This is a genomic window from Pseudarthrobacter sp. NPDC080039 (genome assembly GCF_040702335.1).
GTDB classification, from domain to species: Bacteria; Actinomycetota; Actinomycetes; order Actinomycetales; family Micrococcaceae; genus Arthrobacter; species Arthrobacter enclensis_A.
Window position 1 is genome coordinate 79,947 of the sequence record NZ_JBFBKY010000008.1, and the last position, 15,975, is coordinate 95,921.

Annotated in this window: 16 protein-coding genes; 11 read left to right on the plus strand and 5 right to left on the minus strand. The window is 67.3% G+C overall.

Features of this window, described 5'->3' with window-relative positions:
* Window positions 1-186: 186 nt before the first annotated feature.
* The 3 genes from AB0313_RS11440 to AB0313_RS11450 all read right to left on the minus strand — a co-directional run bounded on the left by AB0313_RS11440 (window position 187) and on the right by AB0313_RS11450 (window position 3,303).
* Window positions 187-1,200 carry an aminoglycoside phosphotransferase family protein gene (locus AB0313_RS11440; RefSeq protein WP_366305595.1) on the minus strand — a complete coding sequence of 338 codons (1,014 nt, stop codon included), beginning with the start codon at window positions 1,198-1,200 and terminating at the stop codon, window positions 187-189.
* Between the two features lie 31 nt (window positions 1,201-1,231).
* Window positions 1,232-1,999 (minus strand): VIT family protein, encoded by a 768-nt coding sequence (locus AB0313_RS11445; protein WP_366305597.1) that lies wholly within the window; start codon window positions 1,997-1,999, stop codon window positions 1,232-1,234.
* Between the two features lie 116 nt (window positions 2,000-2,115).
* Entirely contained in the window at window positions 2,116-3,303 is a 1,188-nt protein-coding gene (locus AB0313_RS11450; RefSeq protein WP_366305599.1) for a DUF4439 domain-containing protein, read from the minus strand.
* 106 nt (window positions 3,304-3,409) lie between these two features.
* On the opposite strand from AB0313_RS11450, the gene rimP reads away from it, so the two are divergent.
* From rimP to rbfA, 5 genes are all read left to right on the plus strand, one after another.
* On the plus strand, window positions 3,410-4,024 hold the full coding sequence (rimP, locus tag AB0313_RS11455; RefSeq protein WP_141940755.1) for a ribosome maturation factor RimP: 615 nt from the start codon (window positions 3,410-3,412) through the stop codon (window positions 4,022-4,024).
* Window positions 4,024-5,004 (plus strand): transcription termination factor NusA, encoded by a 981-nt coding sequence (gene nusA / locus AB0313_RS11460; protein ID WP_141940756.1) that lies wholly within the window; start codon window positions 4,024-4,026, stop codon window positions 5,002-5,004. Before rimP ends, nusA begins: the two co-directional genes overlap by 1 nt.
* Before the next feature lie 196 nt (window positions 5,005-5,200).
* Entirely contained in the window at window positions 5,201-5,533 is a 333-nt protein-coding gene (locus AB0313_RS11465; protein WP_366305689.1) for a YlxR family protein, read from the plus strand.
* Between the two features lie 152 nt (window positions 5,534-5,685).
* Entirely contained in the window at window positions 5,686-8,601 is a 2,916-nt protein-coding gene (gene infB / locus AB0313_RS11470; protein WP_307303592.1) for a translation initiation factor IF-2, read from the plus strand.
* A 254-nt stretch (window positions 8,602-8,855) separates the two neighbouring features.
* The gene (gene rbfA / locus AB0313_RS11475) at window positions 8,856-9,365 is read left to right on the plus strand and encodes a 30S ribosome-binding factor RbfA (protein WP_141940759.1); all 510 of its coding nucleotides are present in this window, start codon (window positions 8,856-8,858) and stop codon (window positions 9,363-9,365) included.
* 87 nt (window positions 9,366-9,452) lie between these two features.
* Here rbfA and AB0313_RS11480 read toward each other — a convergent pair whose 3' ends face one another.
* The gene (locus tag AB0313_RS11480) at window positions 9,453-10,580 is read right to left on the minus strand and encodes a ScyD/ScyE family protein (RefSeq protein ID WP_366305602.1); all 1,128 of its coding nucleotides are present in this window, start codon (window positions 10,578-10,580) and stop codon (window positions 9,453-9,455) included.
* A 175-nt stretch (window positions 10,581-10,755) separates the two neighbouring features.
* On the opposite strand from AB0313_RS11480, the gene AB0313_RS11485 reads away from it, so the two are divergent.
* Together AB0313_RS11485 and trxA are read left to right on the plus strand one after the other, a co-directional pair.
* Window positions 10,756-11,295: a nucleoside deaminase gene (locus AB0313_RS11485; RefSeq protein WP_307303596.1), complete on the plus strand. Its 540-nt coding sequence runs from the start codon at window positions 10,756-10,758 to the stop codon at window positions 11,293-11,295.
* Window positions 11,296-11,297: 2 nt separating this feature from the next.
* On the plus strand, window positions 11,298-11,735 hold the full coding sequence (gene trxA / locus AB0313_RS11490) for a thioredoxin (RefSeq protein WP_366305604.1): 438 nt from the start codon (window positions 11,298-11,300) through the stop codon (window positions 11,733-11,735).
* Here the strand turns inward: trxA and AB0313_RS11495 are convergent.
* Complete coding sequence (locus AB0313_RS11495; RefSeq protein ID WP_366305606.1) at window positions 11,732-12,919, minus strand: aminotransferase class I/II-fold pyridoxal phosphate-dependent enzyme; 1,188 nt, start codon at window positions 12,917-12,919, stop codon at window positions 11,732-11,734. The two genes, trxA and AB0313_RS11495, sit on opposite strands and share 4 nt — an antisense overlap.
* A gap of 157 nt (window positions 12,920-13,076) precedes the next feature.
* Between AB0313_RS11495 and truB the strand changes: the two genes are divergently transcribed.
* From truB to AB0313_RS11515, 4 genes are all read left to right on the plus strand, one after another.
* Window positions 13,077-14,030 (plus strand): tRNA pseudouridine(55) synthase TruB, encoded by a 954-nt coding sequence (gene truB / locus AB0313_RS11500; RefSeq protein ID WP_366305608.1) that lies wholly within the window; start codon window positions 13,077-13,079, stop codon window positions 14,028-14,030.
* 2 nt (window positions 14,031-14,032) lie between these two features.
* A complete protein-coding gene (locus tag AB0313_RS11505) occupies window positions 14,033-14,386 on the plus strand; it encodes a hypothetical protein (protein WP_141940764.1) in 354 nt (117 codons plus the stop codon).
* A 19-nt stretch (window positions 14,387-14,405) separates the two neighbouring features.
* Window positions 14,406-14,873 carry a hypothetical protein gene (locus AB0313_RS11510; protein ID WP_366305610.1) on the plus strand — a complete coding sequence of 156 codons (468 nt, stop codon included), beginning with the start codon at window positions 14,406-14,408 and terminating at the stop codon, window positions 14,871-14,873.
* A 100-nt stretch (window positions 14,874-14,973) separates the two neighbouring features.
* Window positions 14,974-15,957 (plus strand): bifunctional riboflavin kinase/FAD synthetase, encoded by a 984-nt coding sequence (locus tag AB0313_RS11515; RefSeq protein WP_307303605.1) that lies wholly within the window; start codon window positions 14,974-14,976, stop codon window positions 15,955-15,957.
* Window positions 15,958-15,975: the final 18 nt, after the last annotated feature.

The window sequence follows — 15,975 nt, forward strand, 5'->3', positions numbered from 1 at the left end:
CATCATCGGGGAAGGGAAGGTGTGGATGCCCGGCTCACGGTGGCACGACCGGGACGTCCTGCGGGCTTCGGTGAGCAAATTGGCATACCGAAGGGGAGGACGTGGCCACGGCCGTGGAGGCTGTCCGGTCGGCCCTGGCCGCTGTGCGGGGCTCCTGATACTTCCCACGGCCGCCTGCCGCCGGCGTTAGCCGCCCTGTCCTGGCCCGGGCAATGAATGGGGATCCGGCAGCCCGTCCAGTGTTCTGCCGGCAAGGGTGCTGGCAACCCACAGTGACCGTGCCAGGTCGCCCGGGTGGCCCTGCGCGGCGTGCGCCAGGGCGTTTTCCACTTCCCTGGCGACGCCCCACTGCCTGGCCACCTCAGGGTCAAGTCCGGCCGCGGTACTGAAGTCGTGGCACCGTTCGAGCAGGGCAGAACCGGCAGCCACGGCCGGCAGGTCTGCCAGGCGGTTCCAGAGCAGCGGGGCTACGGCGAACTCCGGCTCTCCGATCAAGGGTTGGGGATCGATGGCGGCGTATCCGGCAGGCTTGGCTGCTCCGCCGGCAGACGCCGTTCCAGGGCGTGCCAGGATGTTCAGGTAATGCAGGTCTGTGTGCACCAGCAGATCGCGTGCCGAGCGCCGTCCCACCGCGCCGCGCGTCTGGCACACCTCAAGGGCGGCCTCGAGCAGCCAGCGGGGAAACGGGCGGCCCAGGTGCTCCCAGTCCGCCGGCAGGTCGTCGCTCCATTGCTCGGCGCGGCCGGCTATGTGGCCAAACTCCTGCCATTCGGGACGGCTGTCCGGCGCCAGCCCCAGTTGTCGTACCAGTCCGCCCCACACCCGGACCGCGTCATCCATCGGCACGTCCAGCAGCGACCAGTCCCCGTCGAGCCGTTCCAGGAGCAGCGCGCACGATGCTTCGTCCGACGCCAGCAGCCCAACAGCGCCATGGCCGCCCCAGAGCGCCAGCGCGTGCTGCTCCGCCCGTGCTTCATGGTGGGGGAATGCGATTTTGAGGGCCGCGGGGGAGCCGTCTCCCTGCCGCACCGGCACGACGAGGCCGCCGTGGCCACTCCAAGGGAGGCAGCCCGGTATCAGGTCGACCGTTAGCCGCCACTCTTCCAGGCGGTCAGCCAGCAGGAACGGGAGGCCGTCCAGCCAGGCCCGTCCCGCCGTGCTGCGCGTGTAGCGTGCCGTAAGGGCCGGCGGAATGGGCACTGATTGCGTGGCACGTGCCGGCCCGGCAGGGTCAGACAACGCCGGAGGCACCGAGCAGGTTGCCGATCACGAACGTCGCGGCCAGCGCCAGGGCCCCGCCGATCACCACCCGCACAGCCGCCCGCATTCTTGAGCCGCCGCCGATCCATGCTCCCAGGGCGCCCGTGAGCGCCAACGCCACCAGGACGGAAACGAAGGTCAGGGGGACACGGATCGCGGGCGGGGGAAGCAGGATGGCCAGCATCGGCAGGATGGCACCGATGGTGAAGGCGATGGCCGAAGCGAAAGCCGCGTGCCAGGGGCTGACGATGTCCTCCTCATCGATGTTGAGTTCGGCGGACAGGTGTGCGGCCAGGACGTCATGGGCGGTCAGTTCGCGGGCGACCCTGGCAGCCGTTTCTGGAGTGAGGCCCTTGGCCTGGTAGATGGCCGTCAGCTCGGCCAGTTCGGCTTCCGGTTCTTCGGCCAGTTCGCGGCGTTCCTTGTCGATCAGGGCCCGTTGGCTGTCACTTTGGCTGCTGACCGAGACGTATTCGCCCAGGGCCATGGACACCGCCCCGCCTACCACACCCGCTACGCCGGCCGTGAGGATGGGACCCACCTCGGCGGTGGCGCCGGCGACGCCCACCACGATGGCGGCGACCGAGACGATCCCGTCGTTGGCGCCAAGGACGCCTGCACGCAACCAATTCAACCGGTGCGCAATGTCATTTCCGTGCGGTTCCGTCTCAAGGTGGCCGTTCAGCCCGGGCCCGGCAGAAGTGGTCTTCGGGGCGTCACCCGGTTCATCCGCGTTCATCCCTTCAGCAAACCACCCCTGCCGGCCCGGTGCCACCCTCTGCAGGCCCTTCTTTGCATGCACCTTTGCATGCGCGGGCCCAGTCAGCGGGGGCGCTGCCCGGCGTTCGGAGGGGCTCAGGATGCCGTGGGCGGCGGCGTCTGGCCACTCCCGGCAGGAAGCCCAGCGCCAGTGGAAGGGGCAGGACCAGTGGTAGGGGCTTGACCAGGACCGCCGGGACTTCCCGCGTCCCCGGGAAGGGCAGGCAGTTGGCTCACGTCCAGGGCAAGGCCCGGAACCGGCCCCGGGTCCGCACCCCAGCGGACTGCGCGGTCCGCGGCAGCCCGGAGCGCAGAGACCGCCCACGCCCGGTCCTGGCCCTGGCTTACCGCCACCAGATCGCCGTAGGAGGTGGCGGTCGCCGCTTCCAGCCGGCCAAGGTTCATCGCCGGGGCGGCCAGGAACCCCTGATCCAGGACATACCCCGGTTGCTGTGGCACTGACGTACCGCAAGCGAGGCGGAGCCGTTCCTCCGCCGCAGCGGACAGTTCCTTGTGCCGGGCCAGGAATTCCGACGCCGGGCCGGCCTGGGCGGGAGCGAGCCGGGGGAGCGCTGCCTGGTAGCCGTAGACCGCCTGCTGCTCAGCGCTGACCGCGGACGCCAGGGCGTGGCGCGTATCTGCGGCCAAGCCCGCTCCGCTGCCTACGGGGGCGGTGGCGGGCCCCGCAGCCTGCCCGGACGGTGCCGGACAGGGGATGGTTGTTGCCGGTCCGGCGGAAGTCATCTCCGAATTGGCGGCCGGCTGCGGCGCAGGAACCCCGAGGGCGGTGGCGAGGCGTCCGGCCGCGAGGAGTTGGGCGGTGCCTGTTCCCGCGAGAAGGCGCGCCATGCCGCCGTCGGCCGTTTCAGCATCCCTGACGCGGGCGGTCCCACTGCCGGCCATGGCCTGCACGAACCCGGCAGCGCTTATGGGCCGGGCCGTGGACGACGGCGATGCCCACGCCAGGGCAGTGGCAGGCGCTGACCCGGCGGCAGGGGACAGCAGGGCCCTGGCCTGGATGGTCAGCAAGGTCACAACCGGGTCCAGGACGGCCGGGTCCGCCGCGCCGGTGGACGCCAACTGCATTCCGGCTGCCCGCAGGGCCAGTGCCTCAGCCAGGGCCGCGGCCCTGGCCCGCTCGGAGAACGGCGGCTCTGCCGGCGCGGGCTTTTCCGCGGGAATCAGGGCGAAACCAAGGCTCAGGACCACCAGGGCAGCAAGGGCCAAGACAGCGTATCGGAACGGGCGCGCGCGCGGGTGGCGGTCCTGGCGGGGGTCTTTCACAACAGACCATGGTGTCACGTTGCAAGGGAACCCGGGTGCCCCGCCGGGCCGGTAAAATAGCTACGCTAGTAAACACCACATCATCTATAGGGAGGCGGCCGGCATCGTGAGCAATGCAGAAGCTAAGGCTTCACCAGACCACACCGGTGCGGGAAGCGGGTCCGCGTCGGCCCATAACCCCGAGGCCGCCCGCCTCCGGGCCCTCCTGGAACCCGTTGTCCAGGCCAACCGCCTGTACCTTGAGGATGTTGCCATCAACATTGCCGGCTCCCACCGGGTGGTCCACGTTGTGGTGGACCTGCCCCAGGAGGAGACCGGCGGCGTGAGCCTGGACGTGATCGCGGACATCTCGAAGGAGCTTTCCGACGTTCTCGACAGCGACCCCCAGGCTGACACCCGTCCGTACGACCTCGAAGTGTCATCGCCCGGCGTGGGGCGTCCGCTGACCGAACCCCGCCACTGGCACAGGGCCCGGGGGCGGATGGCAAAGGTGAACGTTGTCCAGGGTGAAAACATCACCGGTCGGATCCAGTCGGTTGACGACGGCGGAGTGACCCTGGTCCCCGAGGTCGCCGTCAAGAAGGGCATGAAGCCCCGCCAGGGTGAACCCGTAAAGCTTCCTTTCGACAGGATCCGCAACGGAAAAGTCGAGATCGAATTCAGCCACCTCCCGGAGGACGGTCTGGAACCTGAACACAATGGACCTTCTGAGGAGGCCTGATGGATATTGACATGAGCGCACTGAGACTTTTGGAGCGTGAGCGTGAAATTCCGCTGGACCTCCTGATCCCCACCATTGAGCAGGCGCTCCTGGTGGCGTACCACAAGTCGCCGGGAGCTTTCGAGAAAGCGCGGGCCGAGCTGGACCGCAAGAGCGGGCACGTCACCATCTGGGCAGTGGAGTTGGACGACGACGGCGCCCCCATCGGTGAATTCGAGCACACCCCGGAGGGGTTCGGGCGGATCGCGGCCAGCACGGCCCGCCAAATCATTCTGCAGCGCCTGCGGGACGTGGAGGACGACAATGTCCTGGGCGAATTCAAGGGCCGCGAAGGTGAACTGGTCTCCGGCACCATCCAGCAGGGCAACAACCCGCACATGATCCAGGTCAACCTCGGCTCCATCGAGGCCCTGCTGCCGCCGCCCGAGCAGGTTCCCGGGGAAAAGTACATCCACGGCAACCGCCTGCGCGCCCTGGTCATCGACGTGCACCGCGGTACCAAGGGTCCCTCCGTGACGCTGTCCCGGTCGCACCCTGGCCTGGTCCGGAAGCTCTTCGAACTCGAAGTCCCCGAAATCGCCGACCACTCAGTGGAGATCGTCGCCCTTGCCCGTGAGGCCGGGCACCGCACCAAGATCGCCGTAAAAGCGAACACTCCGGGCATCAACGCCAAGGGTGCCTGCATCGGCGAAATGGGCTCCCGGGTGCGCGCTGTGATGAACGAGTTGAACGACGAAAAGATCGACATCGTCGACTTCAGTGAGAACCCGGCGACGTTCATAGCCAGCGCCCTGTCGCCGTCGCGCGTGAATTCGGTCACCATCACCGACGAAGCCACGCGTTCGGCCCGGGTTGTGGTTCCCGACTACCAACTGTCCCTGGCCATCGGCAAGGAAGGCCAGAATGCCCGCCTCGCGGCAAAGCTGACCGGATGGCGCATCGACATCGTCTCCGACGCCGCTGCTGCCCGCGACAAATAGCGTCCCGGACAAGGGCGGCTGCTGCGACGCGGCAGCCGCCCGGTTTCGGGCAGAACGGCCCAAAGGGGCTAGAATAGATAAGACCGCGCCTAACGGCCGGTAGCCGTGTGCCTTGGGCGTGCTCGTTTCCGTGACTGCGGAGACGGTAAAACCCGCGGCCAGCAGAAAGAACGTCAGGACGATGACCGTGGCAGAAATGCTTTCCACAGAGAATCAGCCCGAACGTACCTGCATCGGATGCCGGAAGAAGGGCCCGCGGTCACAGTTGCTCCGGCTCGTCGCCGAAGGCAGCGGGTCAACCGCTGTCCTGGTGGATGAACGACACCGGATGGCTGGCCGGGGTGCATGGCTGCATCCCAGCGAATCGTGCCTGGCTCTGGCGATCAAGCGGCGAGCATTCGGACGTGCCCTTCACGGCGCAACCGGGACCGCAGCCGTTGAACACCGGATCACGTCGGGCCCGAAAGTTGACGCCGCCCCGGTGGCTGCAACACCAACCGTCCAACCTGAAAGCGGGTCAGAAATCTGATGGAAACCCGATGAGTTCCCAGCGATGAGTGCGTAACGATGACAACTTTGTTGCGCTCTGCAATGGGCCCCTTCGCATCAACAGCGGCTGGGGTCCGCAGTAAGAAGTAGACGGTTCGTGCCTGGCTCGGTGCGGACCGAGACAGGAGAAATGTGGCCAAGGTCCGCGTACATGAGCTCGCCAAAGAGCTCGGTATAACTTCCAAAGATGCAGTGACAAAACTGCAGGAACTGGGCGAATTCGTTCGCTCCGCCTCTTCAACCATTGAGGCCCCCGTTGTGCGGAAACTGCGCAACGCCTTCCCCGACGCTGCCGCCAAGTCGGCTGCACCGTCCGCAGCGCCCGCCGCCGCGCCCAAGGCACCCGCTCCCGCAGCGGAATCACGTCCTTCAGCTCCGGCTCCCGGCCCCGCTGCGCCCAAGGCTCCGGCCGCCAAGGCGCAGGCACCGGCTCCGGCTGCGCCCGCTGCCCCCGCACAGGCGGCAGCCCCGGCTGCGCCCGCTGCCTCCGCGCCTGCAGCACCCGCTGCGTCCGCGCCTGCAGCTCCGTCCACCGGCGCCAAGCCCGGTGCACGTCCGGCTCCCAAGGCCGAGACCCCGGCGCCGTCGGCACGTCCCGGTGGGTCAACGCCCGGTGCCTCCGGTCCCCGTCCAGGCGGTCCGCGTCCCGGCAACAACCCCTTCGCCACCTCGCAGGGCATGCCCCGCGGCCGCGGCGGAGACGGTGAACGCGCTCCCCGTCCCGGCAACAACCCGTTCGCCACGTCACAGGGCATGCCCCGCCCGGGCGGCAGCCGCACTGACGGCGACCGTCCCGGTGGTCCGCGTCCCGCGGCCGGTGCAGGCGGACCCCGCCCCGGTGGTCCGCGTCCCGCGGCCGGTGCGGGTGGACCCCGTCCCGCAGCCGGTGCAGGTGGACCCCGTCCCGGCGCCCCGCGTCCCGGTGGTCCCCGTCCCACTCCCGGCATGATGCCAAACCGCACCGAGCGTCCCGCACCCGCAGGTGCAGGCCGTCCCGGTGGCGGCCGCGGTCCCGGACGTCCCGGTGGTGCTCCCGGCACCGGCGGTCCCGGTGGCGGCGGCGGTGCTCCGGCCGGCGGTGGCTTCGGCAAGGGCGGACGCGGCCGTGGCGGCACCCAGGGTGCCTTCGGCAAGGGCGGCGCAGGCCGTGGCAAGCAGCGCAAGTCCAAGCGCGCAAAGCGCCAGGAACTTGAGCAGATGAGTGCCCCGTCGCTGGGTGGCGTGAGCGTACCCCGCGGCGACGGCAACACCGTTATCCGGCTTCGCCGGGGCTCGTCCATCACGGACTTCGCCGACAAGATCGAGGCAAACCCCGCCGCACTGGTGACCGTGCTGTTCCACCTCGGTGAAATGGCAACCGCCACCCAGTCGCTGGATGAAGACACCTTCGCCCTGCTCGGTGAGGAACTGGGCTACAAGCTCCAGGTCGTCTCCCCGGAGGACGAGGAGCGCGAGCTCCTGTCCAGCTTCGACATCGACTTTGACGCCGAACTCGAAGCCGAAGGCGACGAGGAACTCGAGGCACGTCCTCCAGTAGTCACCGTCATGGGCCACGTCGACCACGGTAAGACCCGGCTGCTCGATGCCATCCGCAAGTCCGACGTCATGGCGGGCGAGCACGGCGGCATCACCCAGCACATCGGTGCCTACCAGGTCACGCACACCCACGAAGGCGAAGACCGGAAGATCACCTTCATCGACACCCCGGGCCACGAGGCGTTCACCGCCATGCGTGCCCGCGGTGCGAAGGTCACCGACATCGCCATCCTGGTGGTCGCAGCGGATGACGGCGTAATGCCCCAGACCGTTGAAGCCCTCAACCACGCCCAGGCGGCCAACGTGCCGATCGTCGTGGCCGTGAACAAGATCGACAAGGAAGGCGCCAACCCGGACAAGGTCCGTGGCCAGCTGACCGAGTACGGCCTGGTTCCCGAGGAATACGGTGGCGACACCATGTTCGTGGAGGTCTCTGCCCGCCAGAACCTGCACATCGACGAGCTGCTCGAGGCCGTCCTGCTCACCGCAGACGCCGCCCTGGACATGCGCGCCAACCCGAACAAGGACGCCCGCGGCATCGCCATCGAAGCGAACCTTGACAAGGGCCGCGGTGCGGTTGCCACCGTCCTGGTACAGTCCGGCACCCTGCGTGTCGGCGACACCATCGTGGCAGGCACGGCCCACGGCCGCGTCCGTGCGATGTTCGACGACGACGGCAGCGCCCTGACCGAGGCAGGCCCGTCCCGCCCCGTCCAGGTGCTGGGTCTGTCCAACGTCCCGCGCGCCGGTGACACCTTCTTCGTGACTGCTGACGAGCGCACCGCCCGCCAGATCGCCGAGAAGCGCGAAGCCGCCGACCGCAACGCCGCCCTGGCCAAGCGCCGCAAGCGCATCAGCCTGGAGGACTTCGACCAGGCCGTCGCCGAAGGCAAGATCGACACCCTCAACCTCATCCTCAAGGGTGACGTGTCCGGTGCCGTGGAAGCCCTCGAGGACGCCCTGCTCAAGATCGACGTCGGCGAAGGCGTGCAGCTGCGCGTCATCCACCGCGGTGTGGGTGCCATCACCCAGAACGACGTCAACCTGGCAACGGTCGACTCCGCCGTCATCATCGGCTTCAACGTCAAGCCCGCCGAGCGGGTTGCCGAACTGGCAGACCGCGAAGGCGTCGACATGCGCTTCTACTCCGTCATCTACGCGGCAATCGATGACATCGAGATGGCGCTCAAGGGCATGCTCAAGCCGGAATACGAAGAAGTCCAGCTCGGCACCGCCGAGGTCCGCGAAGTCTTCCGCTCCTCCAAGTTCGGAAACATCGCCGGCTCCATCGTCCGCTCGGGCATCATCCGACGCAACGCCAAGGCACGCGTCAGCCGCGACGGCAAGATCATCGGTGACAACCTCACGGTCGAGTCGCTCAAGCGCTTCAAGGACGACGCCACCGAGGTCCGCACGGACTTCGAATGTGGTATCGGTCTTGGGTCGTACAACGACATCATCGAAGGTGACATCATCGAGACCTTCGAGATGCGCGAGAAGCCGCGCGTCTAAGCTGTCTCAGCCTTACCGGTGCGGGGCCGTCGGGATTTTCCGGCGGCCCCGCCCCTTCGCTGGGTGGCCTACGTCTGACGACGTCGGCCACCCAGCTTCGGCAGGCCCGATGCCACTCCCAGGCCGCCGGAAAATCCCGACGGTAGTCCCGTCGTAGACTCGCCTTAGGTGCGTGGCACATAACTGAAACGTTCGATGCAGCCTCTGTGCCGCCGTCGTACGTCCCTAATTTTTTCTTCTTATAGGAGTTGTTCATGGCTGATCCGGCACGCGCTGCCAAGTTGGCGCAGCGGATTAAGGTTGTTGTTGCTGAGGCCCTGGGCCGGAGGATCAAGGATCCGCGGGTGGAGGGCATTACTGTCACTGATGCCCGCGTGACCAATGATCTTCAGCATGCCACTGTTTACTACACCGTCCTTGGCGACCAGGCTGTCCAGGCTGATGCTGCCAAGGGGCTTGAGAAGGCCAAGGGTGTGCTTCGGCAGGAGGTTGGACGCAACATCACCGTGCGCCTGACCCCCACCCTTGAGTTTGTGGCTGACCAGATTCCGGTGGTCGCGTCAAACCTCGAAGAGCTGCTCCGCGAGGCCAAGAAGCGCGACGCCGAGGTGGCCGCACTGGCTGCCAAAGCCAAGCACGCGGGCGACGCCGATCCCTACAAGTCTGATGCATCCGCCGACGTGGACATCGACGAGGACGACTTCGACGAAGAGGACCAGGACCTCGCCGACGATGAGGATCTCGACGAGGACAGCAACAAGTAGCACCCCACACGAGGGGCCCGGAAGTAATTCCGGGCCCCTGGTGCTTTTAACCTGTGCGTGCCATGACGTCCGGCCGCATGTCCGGTGCTACTTGAGGTCCACCTTGATGACCTTGCCGGCAGGTGGCTGGGACGGGTCGCCCAAGGCGTCGATCGTGGCGTAGAGGTTGTCTCCCTTGATGTCGACGTCGGCCGGCAGGTTAACGGCCAGGAACTTCGAGCGGTCACCTTCGCAGGTGACTTTCAGGATCTGCCCGCCAAAGAGGGAGGCAACATACACGTCTCCGTTGCCCGCCACAGCCAGGCCGGTGGGGCTGAGGATGTGGTCTGCCCAGACGTCGGTGTCACCGTTCCACGGGTTGACCTTGAAGACGGCTCCCCGCGCACCCAGTTCGGGTCCTTCAGGGCCGCCTGGCAGCGACGTCACGTAGAGCATGCCGTCGGGACCGATCCCGATGTCCGTGGGCACGGGTTCAAACGCGTACTTATGCCCCACCACGCAGTCCGGAACCGTCATGGTGTTCCCCTGCATGTCTACCGGGATTTTCAAACCCGCCGGAATGACGGCCGGCCTCGGGGGGAGGACGGCAACGGTGTCTATGTCGCCGTTCTTCAGGTTGACCTTGAGGACGGCGTTCATGCCCGCATCTGCAACATAAGCTGTGTCATCGCGGACTGCCAGCGCGTAGGGATGCGAATCAACCATGCCCTTGTACGCGGGAGGCGGGAACTTGGGCCAGTTGGCGAGGCACTGGGCGCTGACGTCGTCGCCGAATCCGTAACGCTGGTCACCGTCCGGGTTGTGGCGCCGCTCGTAGGCGGCAATGTTTGCGATGGTCTCCACATGGCCCTTTGAGTCGATGGACTTGAGGTAGCCGTGCAGTGCTGCCGGGTCGCCCTGGCCTGCGCCCACGCTCTCAAGGTAATACGTGGTGCTGCCCCGGGTATCGGAACCCGCCACCTCCCAGCCTTTGGCCGTGTGCGTGTCCAGGTCGGCCGTGGAGCCGTCACGGTTGATGCGGGTCAGCTTCCCGACGAAGTCCTGGGAAACCAGGACTGATTTTCCGGTTCCTGCCGAGACGTGCAGTGGGGAGACGAGCCCGTCTGCAAGAACCTGATAATTCGGTGCGCCGGCGGAGGCGGCGGCGGGGCCTGCGGACGCTATGGCAGCGGCCGAGGCGGCGATACAAGCTAAGAGTGCGAGTCTTTTCTTCATTGGGTACTCCGGGGTGCGAGGCCCTTGCGGGCTTGGTATGGAAGCCTCCGCAGAGGCTGAATGTGTCCCCCGGGCGCAAGCGTAGGCCCCTACCGGCCGGTAGGGGCAGGTGGAATGCCCCCTCGTTGTCCCCCTTTCCATCCCCCAACGGGGCGCCGGTGGCTAGGATCGTGCTATGACCTCTGCGGACCATGGCGGCAGCCCCTCCCGGAACCTCGGCCAGGGGCGAAACCCCGGCCAGGATTTCCACCCTGACCTGGCCAAATACCTTGCGCACGCAGTGGACCTGGCCACCCAAAACGTCGGCCAGGGCGGTGGCCCGTTCGGGGCGGTGGTGGTGACGCGGGACGGGCGCGTCCATGCCGGCGTCAACAGGGTCACCCGGGACAACGATCCCACTGCCCACGCAGAGGTGGTGGCCATCCGGGCGGCTGCTGCTGCAACCGCGGACTTCGACCTCACTGGCTCCATCCTCTACGCGAGCTGCGAGCCGTGCCCGATGTGCCTGGCGTCGGCCCTCTGGGCCCGGATCGGCCACGTCTACTTCGCGGCCGACCGCCACGGCGCCGCGGCCGCCGGCTTTGACGACGCCCTCTTCTACGACTACTTCAGCGGGGGCGCGCCGGAACTCATGCCGGTCACCAGGGGTGACATCCCTACATCGGATGTTCCCTTCCAAACATGGCGCGCCTTTGACGCCAGGAAGGAATACTAGCCATGGAACCAACGCTTGTGGCCTGCCCCGCCTGCGGGAAGACCAACAGGGTGCCGGCCCAGGCCGCCGGCCACCCGCGCTGCGGCAACTGCAAGACGGACCTGCCATGGATCGTTTCCGCAGGCGACACCGACTTCGCGGCCGTGGCCGAGCAGTCGCCAGTTCCGGTTCTGGTCGATTTCTGGGCTGCATGGTGCGGACCCTGCCGCATGGTCAGCCCGGTCCTGGACAAGCTGGCCCGGGAACGGCCCGGGAAAATCAAGCTGGTCAAGGTGGACGTGGACAAGTCGCCCAACCTGTCCCGGCGGTTCGACGTGCAGGCCATTCCCACGTTGATGGTGATCGTGGACGGGAAGGTTGCCGCCCGGCAGGCCGGCGCCGCCCCGGCAGAGGTGCTGCGTTCCTGGCTCGACAAAGCGTTGGCCGGCGCCCGAGGCTAGCGGGGACTCTCTGTTGGAGCGTCCCGGGGCCAGGATGCTGCAGGAAGCCGCGACAACCCTTCCAGCAAATCCTGCTTCCGGCCGCACAGTGCAATCCGGACCCAGCCCTCGCCAATGGAGCCGAACGCCGTACCGGGAGCCAGCGCCACGCCCGAATCCGCAAGGAAACGCCGTACCCAGGACCGCACATCGCCACCGGTCACGTGGGACATATCCGCCCAGAGGTAGAACGCGCCCTGTGCCGGCAGGTAGCGGATTCCCTTCGCCGCCAGGACCGCCGACGCCGCGTCCCGGTTCTCGCGGTAGTGCTGGTGTGCGTGCCGGACATAGTCCTGCGGGCCCGTGAGCGCTGCAAGCGCTGCGTATTGCGGTGCCGATGCCACGCAGGACACGATCGATTCCATGACGTTGTCCATCTTCTGTTCGAGCCCCGGCGGACAAATCAGCGCGCCGATCCGCAGGCCCGTCAGGCCGTAGGTCTTCGACAGCGTCAGCGAGGTGAAGACGCGGGCATCGCTGGGCGTGCTGCCATCGAATCGGGCCGGGCTGACGTGCGGCACATCGTAGGTGAACGCCTCGTAGCACTCGTCTGAAATGACCCAGATATCGTGGCGGCGGGCCAGTTCCACCAGCTCACGGACAAGTTCCGCGTCGAGCACGGCGCCCAGCGGATTGGAGGGAGAGTTGAGCACCAGCACCCGGGTGCGGCTGGTGATGAGGGCTTCCACGTCGGCCACCCGGGGCTGGAAACCATGCTCCGGGTGCAGGGGATAGCCCACGGGAACGGCGTTCAGCAGCCGGCTGGTCATGGCGAACGTGGGGTAGCCCGGGTTGGGAATCAGGATTTCGTCGCCGGGGGAGAGCAGCAGGCTCATGGCGAAGTGCAGTCCCTGCTGCGCCCCCGACACCACGTACACGCGCTCAGCGCCGACGTCTACGCCCTGTTCTTCCCGGAACCTGGCGGCGAACGCCTCGCGAAGAGCAGGGATGCCGGCATTGGGCGTGTAGTTTGTCTCGTCCCGGTCAAGGCAGGCAATACCCGCGTCCAGGACATGCCGGGGAAGCGCGAACCCCGGTTCCCCGATGCTGAGTACCACGGCGCCCGGCGTGCGCCATGCTGCCTCGGTAATCTCCCGGATCTGGTTGACGGGGACGTCGCGGACATGGGCGGCAAGCTCAGGCATGCCAGCCATCCTAGCCGCCGCGGCTTCCGCCCCACGACGGCCGGTGAGGGAAAGGGACGGCTGCCCGCCGCCGTCGTACGCCCCTCGCCGCTGGGCCCCACGCCTGCCGCTGTACGCCTGCACGGGCGCCCCAACCTGCGCCGATATACTGGGAGGCGTGCTTTCTGGACTGGTGATAGTGGACAAGCCGCAGGGATGGACCAGCCACGATGTGGTTGGCCGGATGCGGCGCCTCGCAGGGACCCGGAAAGTGGGGCACGCAGGAACCCTGGATCCCATGGCCACGGGCGTGCTGGTGCTGGGCATCAACAAAGCCACCCGCCTGCTGACCTACATCGTGGGCACATCCAAGACCTACACCGCCACCATCCGGCTTGGCCAGTCGACCGTCACGGATGATGCGGAGGGCGAGGTCACTGCCACCACCAGCGCCGCCGGCGTCGCCGACGAACAAATCCACGACGCCGTTGCAGCGCTCACGGGCGACATCCAGCAGGTGCCCAGCAGCGTCAGCGCCATCAAGGTCAACGGCGAACGCGCCTACGCACGGGTGCGTTCCGGCGAGGACGTCAAGCTCGCCGCGCGGCCGGTCACCATCCACCGGTTTGAGGTGCATTCGATCCGGCGGGACGGCGACGCCGGTGTCCTGGACCTGGACGTGACCGTTGAGTGCTCTTCCGGCACGTACATCCGGGCACTGGCCCGGGACCTCGGCACCGCCCTGGGCGTCGGAGGCCACCTCACCGCCCTCCGGCGGACCCAGGTGGGGCCCTACACGCTGGACCAGGCGCGGACCCTCGAACAGCTCGCCGATGAGCTCACCGTCCTGGAGATGTCCCAGGCAGCCCGGGCCCTGATGCCCAACCGTGAACTGACCGCGGCGGAGACCGCAGAGATTTCCTTCGGCCGGCGGATCGCAGCCGGCGCGGCAGCCGGCACCCCCGAGGCCGCCACAGCCGAGCACCCGGCGGCTGCCTTCGCCCCTGATGGTTCCCTGGTGGCCCTCCTCGCGGACGCAGGCAGCTACGCCAAACCTGTGCTTGTCTTTGCCCCCGGCACCGGCACCGGAAACGGCAGCGGGACTGCGGCAACCGCTACAGCGGAGGCCTGAGCATGGACGGATACTTTTGGATCATCCTCGTCGTCGGCCTCGTGTCCACCCTGCTGTGCCTGGGCGCCGGAATCCTCAAGAAGGCGCCGAACGACGTCACCCTCCTGTCCGTGGTGGCCGTGGAAGCAGCCCTGGTGGTCTACCTGGTGGGTTCGATCGTGCGGGTCATCGCCGGCGAACACATCGCCGGGGAAGCCTGGGAGTTCTGGGGCTACATGGCCACGGCCATGCTGCTGCCACCGGCAGCAATCTACTGGTCCATCCTGGAACGAACCCGGTGGAGCAACTTTGTCCTGGCCGCCGTCGGCGTCACGGCGCTGGTCATGGCTGCCCGAATGAACCAGATCTGGTACTGAAGTGGAAGAAGCAGCAAGAATGAAGAACCAGCAGGCCCAGGCGGCCACCGGCAAGACCCCTGTCCGCAACACCCGCAACACCGGGCCCGGCCGCCTGCTGATCGCGGTGTACGGCGTTTTCGCCATTTCGGCTACCGCCCGCGCCGGCTACCAGATCCTCACCAAGTTCTCCGAGGCCCCGCTGGCGTACCTGCTCTCCGCCTTCGCCGCCGTGGTGTATATCGTGGCGACGATTTCGCTGGCGAAGGCGGGAACCACCTGGTTCAAAGTTTCCGTGGCGGCAGTGCTGGTGGAACTGGTGGGTGTGCTGGTGGTGGGAACACTCAGCATCCTTGACTCCGTCCAGTTCCCGCACGAGACCGTATGGTCCCTCTTTGGCCGCGGCTACGGTTTCATCCCCCTGCTGCTGCCCGTCCTGGGCCTGGTGTGGCTGTACCGGCGGCGTCCGTCCAAGGTGGCGGCGGCCCCGGGCAACGCCGCGGAGTAGGCGCAAAAGCTGCGCCCTGAATCCGGGTAACCTTGAAGAGTTCCGCGGCCGGCATGGTTGACGGAACGTCGATGCTTTCAGGCAGCTTAAGGCGAGGGTGATGGTTTACATCTGGAACGATCCGTCCGATGTCCCGGCGGACTTCGGCCCATCTGTTGTCACTTTCGGCAACTTCGACGGCGTTCACCGCGGCCACCAGCAGGTGCTGTCCCAACTGATCCGTTCGGCCCGCCTCGCACAGGCGAAGGCCGTGGCCATCACTTTCGACCCCCACCCGGCAGTCATCCACCGGCCCGAATCGGCCCCGGAGCTGATCATGGGCCTGGATGACAAGCTGGAGGCGCTGGGGGAGCTTGGCCTGGATGCCATCCTGGTAGTCAAATACTCCCTGGATCTTGCCAGCCTCACGGCCGAGGAATTCGTGGAGCAGTACCTGGTGCACTGCCTGCATGCCAGCCACGTGGTCATCGGCCACGACGCCCGCTTTGGACGGGGCAACTCCGGCGACCTGGAGACCATGAAGGCGCTGGGCGAAAAGTTCGGTTTCGACGTCCAGGTCATCAGCGAGTTCGGGTCCGAGGGCTACCCCCTGCATGACGACGGCGGCACGGACCGCCGCTGTTCTTCCACCTGGGTGCGCGAGGCCCTGCAGGAAGGCGACGTCGCCACAGCCGCCTCCGTCCTGGGCCGCCCCCACCGCATGCGCGGCGAAGTGGTGCACGGCGCCGCCCGCGGCAGGGCGCTGGGATTCCCCACGGCAAACCTTTCCCCGGACGCCACGGGCCTGGTCCCGGCCGACGGCATCTACGCCGGCTGGCTGGTGGACCAGGCCGGCAAGCGTTGGCCGGCCGCCATTTCCGTAGGCTCCAACCCCACGTTCGACGGCGTCAGCCGCCAAGTCGAAGCGCACGTGATCGACAGGCCAAAGGAAGCCGTGGAGGACTTCGATCTCTACGGCCAGACAGTCATCGTGGAATTCGTGCAGCGGCTCCGGGGCATGGTGGCTTACCGTGGCCCTGAGGCCCTCGTGGAACAAATGCGGCTGGATGTCGACCAGGCGCATCAGCTCCTGGCTGGCCGCTGACTGCAGCCTTCACCCGGC